The sequence below is a fragment of the Streptomyces sp. NPDC001315 genome (assembly GCF_042896175.1).
Classification (GTDB): domain Bacteria; phylum Actinomycetota; class Actinomycetes; order Streptomycetales; family Streptomycetaceae; genus Streptomyces.
Genome location: NZ_JBIAWZ010000001.1, coordinates 1167299 through 1180186, shown reverse-complemented (window position 1 = coordinate 1180186; position 12888 = coordinate 1167299). Strand labels below are relative to the sequence as shown.

Sequence of the window (12888 nt, the reverse complement as noted above, 5' to 3'; positions counted from 1 at the left end):
CTATCGGATCATGGCTCGCAATGTCGTGATCAGTGGTGGCGGTACGGGGATCGGGCTCGCGGCGGCGCACGTGTTCGCCGGGGACGGGGATCAGGTTCTGCTGCTCGGGCGGCGGGCCGAGGTGCTGGAGAAGGCCGGGGTGCCGGGGGCGTTGACGTACGCGGCCGATCTCAGTGATCCGCGTGCGGTGCGGGGCGTCGCCGACTTCGTGGCGCGGGAGCTGGGCACCGTGGACGTCCTCGTGCACGGTGCCGGAGGCACCGGACAGCTCGAGCCCGCGAGCGACAGCGACGATCCGCTCGATGTCGTCGCGCACAACTGGACCGTCAACTTCCAGATCAACACCCTGACCGCCGCCCTGCTCACGGAGGCACTGCGGGACCGCCTTGCCGAGCCGGGCGGGCGGGTGCTGTTCATCAGTTCCATCGCCGCCTACCGGGGGTCGGGCAGCGGGGCGTACGCCGGTGCCAAGGCCGCGCTGCACCCGTACGCCCACGACCTGGCCCGGGATCTAGGTCCGCGCGGGATCACCGTGAACGTCGTCGCCCCCGGCTATGTCGAGGACACCGGGTTCTTCGGGGACGCGATCGAGCCGGCCCGCCGGGAGCGGCTCATCCGGGACACCTCCACCGGGCGTGCCGGTACGCCCGGGGACATCGCCGCCACGCTGCACTGGCTCGCCTCCCCGGGCGCCGGGCATGTCACCTCGCAGGTCATCCAGGTCAACGGCGGCGCCGAGCGGGGGCACTGACGGTCAGCCGCGGCCCGTCCGCGGTGGCTCGTGGGCGCGGCGCACGGCACCGTCGCGCAACTCCCCGTCGGGGGACCGACGGCTCGGCGGCAGCACGGAGTCCGCCGTGTTGACCCGGGGCAGCGCGTACGGGTGCTCCGCGCTCAGCCAGCGGATCATCTGCTCGCGGACCGTGACCCGTACCGTCCAGATGTCGTCCGCGTCCTTCGCCGTCACCAGGGCGCGCACCTGGATCGTGTTCGGCGTCGAGTCGGTGACCGCCACGCCGTAGTCACGGCCGTCCCAGGCCGGGCACTCGCGGAGGATGTCGCGGAGCTTCTCGCGCATCGCCTCGACGGGCGCCGCGTGGTCGAGGTGCCAGTAGACGATGCCGGTCATCTGCGGGGTGCCGCGCGACCAGTTCTCGAACGGCTTGGACGTGAAGTACGACACCGGCATGGTGATCCGGCGCTCGTCCCAGGTCCGTACGGTCAGGAACGTCAGCGTGATCTCCTCGACCGTGCCCCACTCGCCGTCCACCACGACCGTGTCGCCGATCCGCACCATGTCGCCGAAGGCGATCTGCAGCCCGGCGAACATGTTGCTGAGCGTGGACTGCGCGGCGACACCGGCCACGATGCCGAGGATGCCGGCCGAGGCCAGCAGCGAGGCGCCGGCCGCGCGCATCGCGGGGAACGTCAGCAGCATCGTGGCCGCGGCGACCACGCCGACGATCGCCGACACCACGCGCATGATCAGCGACACCTGGGTGCGGACGCGGCGGACCCGGGCGGGGTCGCGGTGCGCGCGGGCGTAGCGGCTGTACGACGTCTCGACGATCGCGGCCGCGATCCGGATCACCAGCCAGGCCGCGGACCCGATCAGCACCAGGGTCAGCGCCCGGCCGATGCCCACCCGGTGCGCCTCCAGCACCTTCGCCTCGTCGTACGAGCCTCTGAGCATGGCCGCCCAGAGCACGAGCTGGTAGGGGATGCGGCCACGGCGCAGCAGATCCCACAGCGGGGTCTCGCGATGCCGTTCGTCGGCCTTGCGCAGCAGCCGGTCCGTGGCCCAGCCCAGGGCCAGCGTGAGGACGACCGAGCCGCCGATCACGATCAGCGGGCGGAGTACGTTCTCCATGCCTTCGAACCTAACCGGAGCAGCGGGTCATGAACATGTGAGTTCTGTGTCTTCCCGGGTACGGGCACCCGGGAGTTGTCGTACCCGGCTGGCACCATGGCCTCATGAACATCATGCTCTTTCACTCGACGTACGGACTGCGCCCCGCGGTGCGTGCGGCGGCTGACCGGCTGCGCGCGGCCGGACACGAGGTGTGGACGCCGGATCTCTTCGACGGACGTACGTTCGCGACGGTCGAGGAGAGCGTGGCCTTCAGCGAGGAGCTCGGCAAGGACGAGCTGCTCAAACGGGCGGTCCTGGCCGCCGCGCCCTACTCCGAGCGCGGGCTCGTGTACGCGGGGTTCTCGCTCGGCGCCTCCATCGCGCAGACACTGGCCCTCGGCGACGACAAGGCGCGCGGGCTGCTCCTCCTGCACGGCACGTCGGACATCGCGGCCAACGCCAAGGTGGACGAGCTGCCGGTCCAGCTGCACGTGGCCCAACCGGATCCGTTCGAGACGGACGACTGGCTGAGCGCCTGGTACCTCCAGATGCTCCGGGCCGGCGCCGACGTCGAGGTGTACAGATACGACGGGGCCGGTCACCTCTACACCGACCCCGACCTGCCGGACTACGACGAGGAGGCCGCCGAGGCCACCTGGCGGGTGGCGCTCGGCTTCCTCGAGACGCTCTAGACCGGCTCTAGACCGGGTCGTAGGTCCGCTCCACCTTCTGGGTGCCGGTGCGCGTGCGGTACGAACGGGTCCAGGACGAGGTCGCGTTCGCGTCCGTGCGGTCGGACAGGACGTAGTAGTCCATCTGCGCGCGCTCGGCGGTGATGTCCAGGACGCCGTAGCCGTGGCGGTCGGTGTCGACCCAGTGGACGTGCCGGTTGGCGGCGCGGATGATCGGCGCGGCGATCGCGGAGACGGTGCCCTCGGGGACCTTCACGATGTCGTCGAGGTTGTCGGAGGTCACCGAGGTGACGACGAACTCCGTGGCGGCGGACGCGGACAGCGGGTACGTGCCGGCGTCCACCGGCACGTCGTTCGCCCACGCCATGTGGATGTCGCCGGTGAGGAAGACGGTGTTGCCGATCGCGTTCGAGCGCAGGTGGGCCAGCAGTTCGCGGCGGTCGTCGGTGTAGCCGTCCCACTGGTCGGTGTTGACGGCCAGTCCCTCCTGCGGCAGGCCGAGCAGCTTGGCGAGCGGCTTCAGCAGGTCCGCGGAGAGCGAGCCGACCGAGAACGGCGAGATCATCACCGAGTTGCCGACCAGCCGCCAGGTGGTGTCGGACGCCTTCAGGCCCGCCTTCAGCCAGTCGAGTTGGGCGCGACCGGTGAGCGTACGGTCCGGGTCGTCCACCGAACCACTGGCCGTGGACGCCTGCTGGGAGCGGAAGGAACGCAGGTCGAGCAGGGAGAGGTCGGCGAGCTTGCCGAAGCGCAGCCGACGGTACGTCGTGCCGGCGATCGCCGGGCGGACCGGCATCCACTCGAAGTAGGCCTGCTTGGCGGCCGCCTGACGGGCCGCCCAGGTGCCCTCGGCGCCCTCGGTGTGGTTGACCGCGCCGCCCGCCCAGGCGTTGTCGGCGAACTCGTGGTCGTCCCAGATCGCGATGACCGGCGCCTTGTGGTGCAGGGTCTGGAGGTCCGGGTCGGTCTTGTACTTGCCGTGCCGGACGCGGTAGTCGGCGAGGGTGAGGATCTCGTTCGCGGGCGCGTGCGGGCGGACGACGGTGCCGCGGGCCGCGTACTCGCCCGACTTGTACTCGTAGATGTAGTCGCCGAGGTGCAGCCAGGCGTCGAGGTCGCTGCGGGCCGCGAGGTGGCGGTACGCGGAGAAGTAGCCGGCCTCCCAGTTGGCGCAGGAGACCACGCCGAAGCGGAGGCCGGCGACCCCGGCGTCGGCGGCCGGAGTGGTGCGGGTGCGGGCGACCGGCGAGTCGGTACCGCCGGCCGAGAACCGGAACCAGTAGTCGGTGGCCGGTTCCAGGCCGCGGATGTCGGCCTTGACGGTGTGGTCGGAGGCGGCCGTCGCGGTCAGGGAGCCCTTGGCGACGATGTTCGTCAACGCCTTGTCCTTGGCGACGATCCAGCTGACCTCGGTGTCCGGACCCACCCCTGAGCCGGGTATCGCCGCGGCGGTGGGCGTCACGCGCGTCCACAGCAGGATGCCGTCGGGCAGCGGGTCACCGGAGGCGACGCCGTGCAGGAAGGCGGGGGCCTCGTCGGCGGCACGCGCGGGCAGCGCGGCGGCGAGCGGGCCGGCCAGGACAGCAGTGGCCGCCGCGGCCTTGACGACCGTACGGCGGCGGGGCGAGAGGGAGTTGAAGTCCTCGGATGATCTGTATCGACTGGTCACGAGCGATCAGGTTACTGATCGGTACGAACGAGAGCGGGCGAACTCGCAAAAGTTCGCCCGCTCTTCGTGTGCCGGTCGGATCAGACCCGAGGCGGATCAGACGTCTGAGGGGGATCAGGCCTTGAAGCCGGATCAGGCCTTGAGCGCCGCCTCGATCGCCGTGGTGAAGTCCGCCACCGTCATCGGCGCGTTCTGGCCGTCGGAGCCGGTCAGCGTCTTGCCGTCCATCTTCAGGGTCGGGGTGCCCTGCACACCGCTGCTGTCGAAGGTGGCGGACATGTCCAGCGCCCACTTGTCGTAGGTGCCGTCCTTCACGGCCGTCTGGAACTTCGTGTTGTTCTTCAGGGCGGAGACCGTGTCCGCCACCTTGATCAGGTAGGCGTCGTCCTTGAACTTGTCGTCGGTCTCCTCCGGGTGCCACTTCGCCGAGTACAACGCGGTCTTGTACTCGAGGAACGCCTCGGGGCTGACGTCGAGCGCGGCGCCCAGGGCGCTGAGCGCGTTCTTGGAGCCCTCGCCGGTGAGGCTGTTGTCGAGGAACGTGGCACCGACGTACTGGATCTTGAACTTGCCGGCGTCGAGGTCCTTCTTCACCGTCGAGCCGACGGTCTGCTCGAACTGGGCGCAGATCGGACAACGCGGGTCCTCGTACATCACGAGGGTCTTCTTGGCGCTGCTCTCACCGATGACGACGGTCGTGCCGTTCTTGCCGGTGGTGTTGGCCGGCTTGACGAGCGTGTCCTTCTTGGCCGCCTCCCAGTAGCCGGGCTTGTTGTTCTGGACGACGGCGTAACCTATGCCGCCTGCCAGCGCCAGGACGGCGACCGCCGAGGAGGCGACGATGACCTGCCGCTTGACCTTGGCCTTCTTGGCCTGGCGCTCACGCTCGAGGCGCAGCCGCTCCCTGGCCGCCGTCTTCGCCGCCGCGCTGTTCCGCTTGCTCATGTCAGTGGTCTCCATAGGGAACACGCACATGTCGTGCGTGGAATACGTGTGGGGGACTGGGGGTGCTCAGGCGAGGGCGGCCGAGCACGGCGGTCCACGCCGTCCCAGGGAGTGTGCGAGGAGCGGGCCACGGGCGGTGGCCGCACGGAGGACCGGGCGCGGCAGGCGGCGGGCCGCCGGGGCGGGCTGTACGGTCACCGCGGCGACGGCCAGCAGCAGCGGCCGGAACGTTGTCGTGGCCATGGCCCGCAGTACCTGGGCCAGGGCCCGCTCGCCGCGACGCAGCCAGGCGGTCGCGAGGAGGCCGACGCCGATGTGCGTGCCGAGCAGCAGCCAGGCCGTGGCCGGGTCGGCGTGGGCGAGCAGGGCCGCGACCCGGTCGGTGCCGGCGCCGGTCACGTGGGCCAGCGGGGTGCCGACGTCGGAGCCGCCGCCGCACAGCACGTCGAAGCCGACCGAACGCAGCGGGCCGGCGACCGGGCCGCCCGCGCGGCCGTAGCAGACGTGCTGGCCGGTGGTGAAGACGGTGTCGGCGGCCAGCTCCAGCGGGATCAGCAGGGCGGCGATCCGCCCGAAGCTCCGCTCGCGGCCCGCCAGCGCGTACGCGAGGACGAACACGGCGACCGCGACCGCGGCCACCGTGTTCACCGGCAGTGGGACCCGGGACAGCAGCACGTGCGACGCGGTGCTGAGCGTCACGACGACTGCCGTGAACAGCGCCGCGCGCACGGCTCTGAGGTGGGTCCCGGATATGTCCATAGCAGAGGAGAGTGTGTCACGTGCTCCTGTAAGAGACCCCTAAAGGGACCCTGTGAGCGGCCGGTCGGTTACAGACCCGGAATCCGTCCGTTGCGGAAGAGGTCCACGAAGATCTGGTGGTCGGTACGCGCGCGTGTGCCGTAGTCGTGCGCGAAGTCGACCAGCAGCCCGGCGAAGCCGTCCTCGTCGGCCGCGATCGCCGCGTCGATGGCCCGCTCCGTGGAGAAGGGCACCAGGGACTCGCCGGACTGGTCGTCCGCCGCCGCGTGCATCGTCGCCGTCGCGCGGCCCAGGTCGGCGACGACCGCGGCGATCTCCTCCAGGTCGTCGATGTCGCCCCAGTCGAGGTCGACGGCGTACGGCGAGACCTCGGCGACCAGCTGGCCCGCGCCGTCCAGCTCGGTCCAGCCCAGCCACGGGTCGGCGTGCGCCTGGAGGGCGCGCTGGGAGATCACCGTGCGGTGGCCCTCGTGCTGGAAGTACTCGCGGATCGCCGGATCCGTGATGTGCCGGGAGACGGCCGGGGTCTGGGCCTGCTTGATGTAGATCACCACGTCGTTCTCGAGGGCGTCGCTGTGGCCCTCGAGGAGGATGTTGTACGACGGCAGCCCGGCCGATCCGATGCCGATCCCGCGGCGGCCGACGACGTCCTTCACGCGGTACGAGTCCGGGCGGGCCAGGGAGGTCTCCGGCAGCGTCTCCAGGTAGCCGTCGAAGGCCGCGAGCACCTTGTAGCGGGTGGCCGCGTCCAGCTCGATGGAGCCGCCGCCGGGCGCGAAACGGCGCTCGAAGTCGCGGATCTCGGTCATCGAGTCCAGCAGCCCGAAGCGGGTCAGCGAGCGGGCGTCGCGCAGCGCGTCCAGCAGGGGGCCCTGGGCGGTGTCCAGGGTGAAGGGCGGCACCTCGTCGCGCTTGGCGCCGGTCGCCAGGGCGTGGATCCGCTCGCGGTACGCGCCCGCGTACACCTCCACCAGCTCGGTGATCTGGTCGTCGCTGAACGCCTTCGCGTACCCGATGAGGGCCACGGAGGCGGCGAAGCGCTTGAGGTCCCAGGTGAAGGGGCCGACGTACGCCTCGTCGAAGTCGTTGACGTTGAAGATCAGCCGGCCGTTGGCGTCCATGTACGTGCCGAAGTTCTCGGCGTGCAGGTCGCCGTGGATCCACACGCGCGAGGTCCGCTCGTCCAGGTACGGGCCGCCCCGCTTCTCGGCGTCGAGGTCGTGGTAGAAGAGGCCTGCCGTGCCGCGGTAGAACGCGAAAGCCGAGGCCGCCATCTTCCGGAACTTCACGCGGAACGCGGCCGGGTCGGCGGCAAGGAGCTGGCCGAAGGCGGTGTCGAAGACGGCGAGGATCTCCTCGCCGCGTTGCTCGGCGCTGAGCTGCGGGACCGACATCGCTGGGTGCCTCCTGGTGCAGGTGATGCATGACATGTGGGGCAGATCTCTCCGCACGCGGCGCGCGGATCTTCCGCCCTCCCCAACGTGCGAAGGTACGCGGGAGTGCCCGCGTTCCTCGCATGAAGGTACGCGTGGAAGCCCGCCGAGTGTCAGCGCCGAGGCATAGACTTCGACGCTGTCCCCCAGACTGTCCGCAGCCTGTCGGACCCCCGTCGACGCACGTCCACCCGTCACCCGACCGCCACCCCTCAACGAGGCGCTTCGCGCCGCACCTGCTCCCTTGGAGGCCGCAGCCGTGTCAAAGCCGCCGTTCACGCACCTGCACGTCCACACCCAGTACTCGATGCTGGACGGTGCCGCGCGGCTGAAGGACATGTTCGACGCCTGCAATGAGATGGGCATGACCCATATCGCCATGTCCGACCACGGCAACCTCCACGGTGCGTACGACTTCTTCCACACCGCGAAGAAGGCCGGAGTCACCCCGATCATCGGGATCGAGGCGTATGTCGCGCCCGAGTCGCGGCGCAACAAGCGCAAGATCCAGTGGGGCCAGCCGCACCAGAAGCGGGACGACGTCTCCGCGAGCGGCGCCTACACCCACCTGACGATGTGGTCGGTGAACAAGACGGGTCTGCACAACCTCTTCCGGCTCTCCTCGGACTCCTACGCCGAGGGCTGGCTGACGAAGTGGCCCCGGATGGACAAGGAGACGATCGCCCAGTGGTCCGAGGGGATCGTCGCCTCCACCGGCTGCCCCTCCGGCGAGGTGCAGACCCGGCTGCGCCTGGGACAGTTCGACGAGGCCCTCAAGGCTGCCGCCGACTACCAGGACATCTTCGGCAAGGACCGCTTCTTCCTGGAGCTGATGGAGCACGATCTCGAGATCGAGCGCCGGGTCCGTGACGACCTCCTGAAGATCGGCAGGAAGCTCGGCATCCCGCCGCTGGTCACCAACGACTCGCACTACACGTACGCGCACGAGGCGACCGCCCACGACGCCCTGCTGTGCATCCAGACCGGCAAGAACCTCTCCGACCCGAACCGGTTCAAGCTGGACGGGGGCGGCTACTACCTGAAGTCCACCGAAGAGATGTATGCCCTGGGGTCTTCCGACATCTGGCAGGAGGGCTGCGCCAACACCCGGCTCGTCGCCGAGATGGTCGACACGAGCGGCATGTTCGAGGCGAAGAACCTCATGCCGAAGTTCGACATCCCCGAGGGCTTCACCGAGGTCACCTGGTTCAAGGAGGAGGTGCGCCGCGGCATGGAGCGCCGCTTCCCCGGCGGCATCCCCGACGACCGCCAGAAGCAGGCCGAGTACGAGATGGACGTCATCATCCAGATGGGGTTCCCGGGGTACTTCCTCGTCGTCGCCGACTTCATCATGTGGGCCAAGAACAACGGCATCGCGGTCGGCCCCGGCCGAGGCTCCGCGGCCGGCTCGATCGTCGCGTACGCCATGGGCATCACCGACCTCGACCCGATCCCGCACGGTCTGATCTTCGAGCGGTTCCTGAACCCCGAGCGCGTCTCCATGCCCGATGTCGACATCGACTTCGACGAGCGCAGGCGCGTCGAAGTGATCAGGTACGTGACCGAGAAGTACGGCGCCGACAAGGTCGCCATGATCGGCACCTACGGCAAGATCAAGGCCAAGAACGCGATCAAGGACTCCGCGCGCGTGCTGGGCTACCCGTACGCCATGGGTGACCGCCTCACCAAGGCGATGCCCGCCGACGTCCTCGGCAAGGGCATCGACCTCAACGGCATCACCGACCCCTCGCACCCGCGCTACAGCGAGGCGGGCGAGATCCGCGCGATGTACGAGAACGAGCCGGACGTGAAGAAGGTCATCGACACCGCCAAGGGCGTCGAGGGCCTGGTCCGGCAGATGGGTGTGCACGCCGCCGGCGTGATCATGTCGAGTGAGCCCATCGTCGACCACGCCCCCATCTGGGTGCGGCACACGGACGGCGTGACCATCACGCAGTGGGACTACCCGCAGTGCGAGTCGCTCGGTCTGCTGAAGATGGACTTCCTCGGCCTGCGCAACCTCACGATCATGGACGACGCCGTCAAGATGGTGAAGTCCAACAAGGGCATCGACCTCGACCTGCTGGCCCTGCCGCTCGACGATCCGAAGACCTTCGAACTGCTCCAGCGCGGTGAGACCCTCGGCGTCTTCCAGTTCGACGGCGGCCCCATGCGCTCGCTGCTGCGCCTGATGAAGCCCGACAACTTCGAAGACATCTCCGCCGTCTCCGCGCTCTACCGTCCGGGCCCGATGGGCATGGACTCGCACACCAACTACGCGCTGCGCAAGAACAAGCTTCAGGAGATCACCCCGATCCACAAGGAGCTCGAAGAGCCCCTCGAAGAGGTCCTGGCCGTCACCTACGGCCTGATCGTCTACCAGGAGCAGGTGCAGAAGGCCGCCCAGATCATCGCCGGGTACTCGCTCGGTGAGGCCGACATCCTCCGCCGCGTGATGGGCAAGAAGAAGCCCGACGAACTGGCGAAGAACTTCACCATCTTCCAGGCCGGCGCAAAGAAGAACGGCTACAGCGACGAGGCGATCCAGGCCCTGTGGGACGTACTGGTCCCGTTCGCCGGCTACGCGTTCAACAAGGCCCACTCCGCCGCGTACGGCCTCGTCTCCTACTGGACCGCCTACCTCAAGGCGAACCACCCCGCCGAGTACATGGCCGGGCTGCTCACCTCGGTCAAGGACGACAAGGACAAGTCGGCCGTCTACCTCAACGAGTGCCGGCGCATGGGCATCAAGGTGCTCCCGCCGAACGTGAACGAGTCGGTGCACAACTTCGCCGCCCAGGGCGACGACGTCATTCTCTTCGGCCTCGAAGCCGTCCGTAACGTCGGTACCAACGTGGTCGAGTCGATCATCCGCAGCCGCAAGGCCAAGGGGAAGTACGCCTCCTTCCCCGACTACCTCGACAAGGTCGAGGCGGTCGCCTGCAACAAGCGCACCACGGAGTCGCTGATCAAGGCGGGCGCCTTCGACACGTTGGGGCACACCCGCAAGGGACTGACCGCGCACTTCGACTCGATGATCGACAACGTGGTCGCGGTCAAGCGCAAGGAGGCCGAGGGGCAGTTCGACCTCTTCGGCGGCATGGGTGAGGAGGACTCCGACGAGCCAGGCTTCGGCCTCGACGTGGAGTTCACCACCGACGAGTGGGACAAGGCCTATCTGCTCGCCCAGGAGCGGGAGATGCTCGGCCTGTACGTCTCCGACCACCCGCTCTTCGGCCTGGAGCACGTGCTGTCCGACAAGGCCGACGCCGGCATCGCCCAGCTCACCGGAGGTGAGCACGCGGACGGCGCGGTCGTCACCATCGGCGGGATCATCTCGGGCCTGCAGCGCAAGATGACCAAGCAGGGCAACGCCTGGGCCATCGCCACCGTCGAGGACCTCGCCGGCTCCATCGAGTGCATGTTCTTCCCGGCGACGTACCAGCTCGTGTCGACCCAACTCGTCGAGGACGCCGTCGTGTTCGTCAAGGGGCGTCTCGACAAGCGCGAGGACGTGCCGCGGCTGGTCGCGATGGAGCTCCAGGTCCCGGACCTGTCGAACGCCGGCACCAACGCGCCCGTGATCCTCACCATCCCGGCCACGCGGGTCACCCCGCCGATGGTCAGCCGCCTCGGCGAGATCCTCAGCCACCACAAGGGCGACAGTGAGGTCCGTATCAAGCTCCAGGGGCCGACGAAGACGACGGTGCTGCGCCTCGACCGGCACCGGGTGAAGCCGGATCCGGCGCTGTTCGGCGACCTGAAGGTGCTGCTCGGCCCTTCGTGCCTGGCCGGCTGAGCGACTGATCACGCGAGGGGCGCATCCGCGAACGGGTGCGCCCCTCGGTGTGTGCCTGGGCTCGACAGCCCGACGGGCTCTACGGCCCGACGGGCTCAACAGCCCTTTATGAAGATGTCAGTTGTGACCGAAGCGCTTCTGCCGGCCCTTGCGCGCCATGTCGCCGGGGGTCACCTGCGTGGTGCGCTGGTCGGCCTGCGACTCCATCGAGGAGTGCTGGGCCGCCTGCTGGCTGCGCTCGGTCTGCGGCTGTTTTCGCTCACGGTTCTTGTTCTTGGCCATGGGGATCTGCCTCCTGAAGGGGATCTAGGGGCCAGGGCCGGGACCAGATTCACATAGGCTGACAATGAACGCATTTCGGATAATTACCGTGCGTGACATGGGTCGTCGGAGGGCGGCGCCGGACAGTGATGTCCCGAAACGCCACGCCGAAGATCGAGTTCGGGCCGTTAACCTCCGCGTGGTCGGGCAGACTCGAAGGAAGCCCGAAGCAAACCTCCCAGGAAGAGGGTGAGTCGCGTGGATCGCTGCATCGTCCTGGTGGACGCCGGGTATCTCCTGGGGGCCGCGGCCAGTCTTCTCGCCGGTGAGCCCTCGCGATCCCGGATCACCGTCGACCACGCCGCCCTCATCCAGGGGCTGCGCGAACGAGCCGAGTCCGACACACAACGGCCGCTGCTGCGCATCTACTGGTTCGACGGCGCCCCCGACCGTGTCCCCCAGCCGGAACACCGCAGGCTGCGCGTGATGCCCCGGGTCACCGTCCGGCTCGGTGCGCTGACCCGCAGCGACGGACGCTGGGCCCAGAAGGGCGTGGACGCCGCGATGCACGCCGAGCTCACCGAGCTGGCCCGTAACCGCGCCTGCTCCGACGTCGTCCTCGTCACCGGCGACGGCGACCTGCTGCCGGGCATGATGGCCGCCAAGGAGCACGGCGTCGCCGTACACCTGTGGGCCGTGCAGGCCGCCGACGGCGACTACAACCAGTCCGAGGACCTGGTCGCCGAGGCCGACGAGCGCCGGGTCCTGGACCGGACGTGGATCACCAAGGCCGTACGCGCCAAGGAGTTGGGCGGGATCTGCGCGCCGCCGCCCGTGCCGCGCCCCGAGATCGCCGCGATCCTCTCCGCGCCGCTGCCCGACTCCGGGCTCACGGCGTCTCCCGAGTCGCCCGCCGAGGAGCCGGAGCACTCGGTGGCCGCCGCGCAGAACGGCGCCGACGAGCGGGTGCCCACGTCAAAAGGCGTGCCCACCCCCAAGGACCTGGCCGCACTGCGTGCCCCCGGCGCCCCGGCCGTCCAGCACCCCGCCACCGCCACCCTGCGCTGGTCCTCCGACAAGGGCTGGGTCGACCGCCCCGGCGGCGCCGCCGAGCCCTCCGAGGTCGCCTCGATGCCGACGCTCGCCCAGCTGACGACGGCCGAGCAGCGCTGGGCCGACCGGGAGGAGGACATCACCACCGTCGGCGGGGATCCGTACGAGGTGGGGCAGGTCTTCGCGCGGCGGTGGATGGAGCGGCTGGGGGACCAGGGCCATCTGCAGAAGCTGTCGGGGATGTACCCGAGGATCCCGCACCGCATCGACGGCGAGCTGCTGCGGTACGCGGCCCGGTTCGGTCTGCTGGCCCACAAGGACGACCAGATCGACGAGCACGACCGGTATGCCATCCGGGCCGGTTTCTGGCGGGAGATCGATGTCCGGACGGCCGCGGAGCACGCCTCGGCCGGGGAGTGAACGGC

At 69.3% G+C, this 12888-nt stretch carries 10 protein-coding genes; 4 read left to right on the top strand and 6 right to left on the bottom strand.

What is annotated here, in order from left to right; translation table 11 throughout:
• Positions 1-10 precede the first annotated feature (10 nt).
• The gene (locus tag ACFY16_RS05210; RefSeq protein WP_390645696.1) at positions 11-751 is read left to right on the top strand and encodes an SDR family NAD(P)-dependent oxidoreductase; all 741 of its coding nucleotides are present in this window, start codon (positions 11-13) and stop codon (positions 749-751) included.
• Between the two features lie 3 nt (positions 752-754).
• On the opposite strand, the gene ACFY16_RS05205 is transcribed toward ACFY16_RS05210, so the two are convergent.
• Positions 755-1870 carry a mechanosensitive ion channel family protein gene (locus ACFY16_RS05205; protein WP_390645695.1) on the bottom strand — a complete coding sequence of 372 codons (1116 nt, stop codon included), beginning with the start codon at positions 1868-1870 and terminating at the stop codon, positions 755-757.
• Between the two features lie 104 nt (positions 1871-1974).
• On the opposite strand from ACFY16_RS05205, the gene ACFY16_RS05200 reads away from it, so the two are divergent.
• Complete coding sequence (locus ACFY16_RS05200; protein ID WP_390645694.1) at positions 1975-2544, top strand: dienelactone hydrolase family protein; 570 nt, start codon at positions 1975-1977, stop codon at positions 2542-2544.
• A gap of 7 nt (positions 2545-2551) precedes the next feature.
• Here the strand turns inward: ACFY16_RS05200 and ACFY16_RS05195 are convergent, their stop codons facing one another.
• The 4 genes from ACFY16_RS05195 to ACFY16_RS05180 form a co-directional block, all read right to left on the bottom strand.
• Positions 2552-4213 (bottom strand): alkaline phosphatase D family protein, encoded by a 1662-nt coding sequence (locus ACFY16_RS05195; protein WP_390645693.1) that lies wholly within the window; start codon positions 4211-4213, stop codon positions 2552-2554.
• Positions 4214-4345: 132 nt separating this feature from the next.
• Positions 4346-5158 carry a DsbA family protein gene (locus ACFY16_RS05190; protein ID WP_390645692.1) on the bottom strand — a complete coding sequence of 271 codons (813 nt, stop codon included), beginning with the start codon at positions 5156-5158 and terminating at the stop codon, positions 4346-4348.
• A gap of 66 nt (positions 5159-5224) precedes the next feature.
• Positions 5225-5917 carry a hypothetical protein gene (locus ACFY16_RS05185; RefSeq protein WP_390645691.1) on the bottom strand — a complete coding sequence of 231 codons (693 nt, stop codon included), beginning with the start codon at positions 5915-5917 and terminating at the stop codon, positions 5225-5227.
• Between the two features lie 68 nt (positions 5918-5985).
• Positions 5986-7311, bottom strand: coding sequence for a DUF2252 domain-containing protein (locus ACFY16_RS05180; protein WP_390645690.1), 1326 nt, complete (start codon positions 7309-7311; stop codon positions 5986-5988).
• A 298-nt stretch (positions 7312-7609) separates the two neighbouring features.
• Between ACFY16_RS05180 and dnaE the strand changes: the two genes are divergently transcribed.
• Positions 7610-11149, top strand: coding sequence for a DNA polymerase III subunit alpha (gene dnaE, locus ACFY16_RS05175; RefSeq protein WP_390645689.1), 3540 nt, complete (start codon positions 7610-7612; stop codon positions 11147-11149).
• Between the two features lie 117 nt (positions 11150-11266).
• Here dnaE and ACFY16_RS05170 read toward each other — a convergent pair whose 3' ends face one another.
• A complete protein-coding gene (locus ACFY16_RS05170) occupies positions 11267-11431 on the bottom strand; it encodes a hypothetical protein (RefSeq protein ID WP_390645688.1) in 165 nt (54 codons plus the stop codon).
• A gap of 237 nt (positions 11432-11668) precedes the next feature.
• Between ACFY16_RS05170 and ACFY16_RS05165 the strand changes: the two genes are divergently transcribed.
• Positions 11669-12883 (top strand): NYN domain-containing protein, encoded by a 1215-nt coding sequence (locus tag ACFY16_RS05165; protein WP_390645687.1) that lies wholly within the window; start codon positions 11669-11671, stop codon positions 12881-12883.
• The last annotated feature ends 5 nt before the right edge of the window (positions 12884-12888 follow it).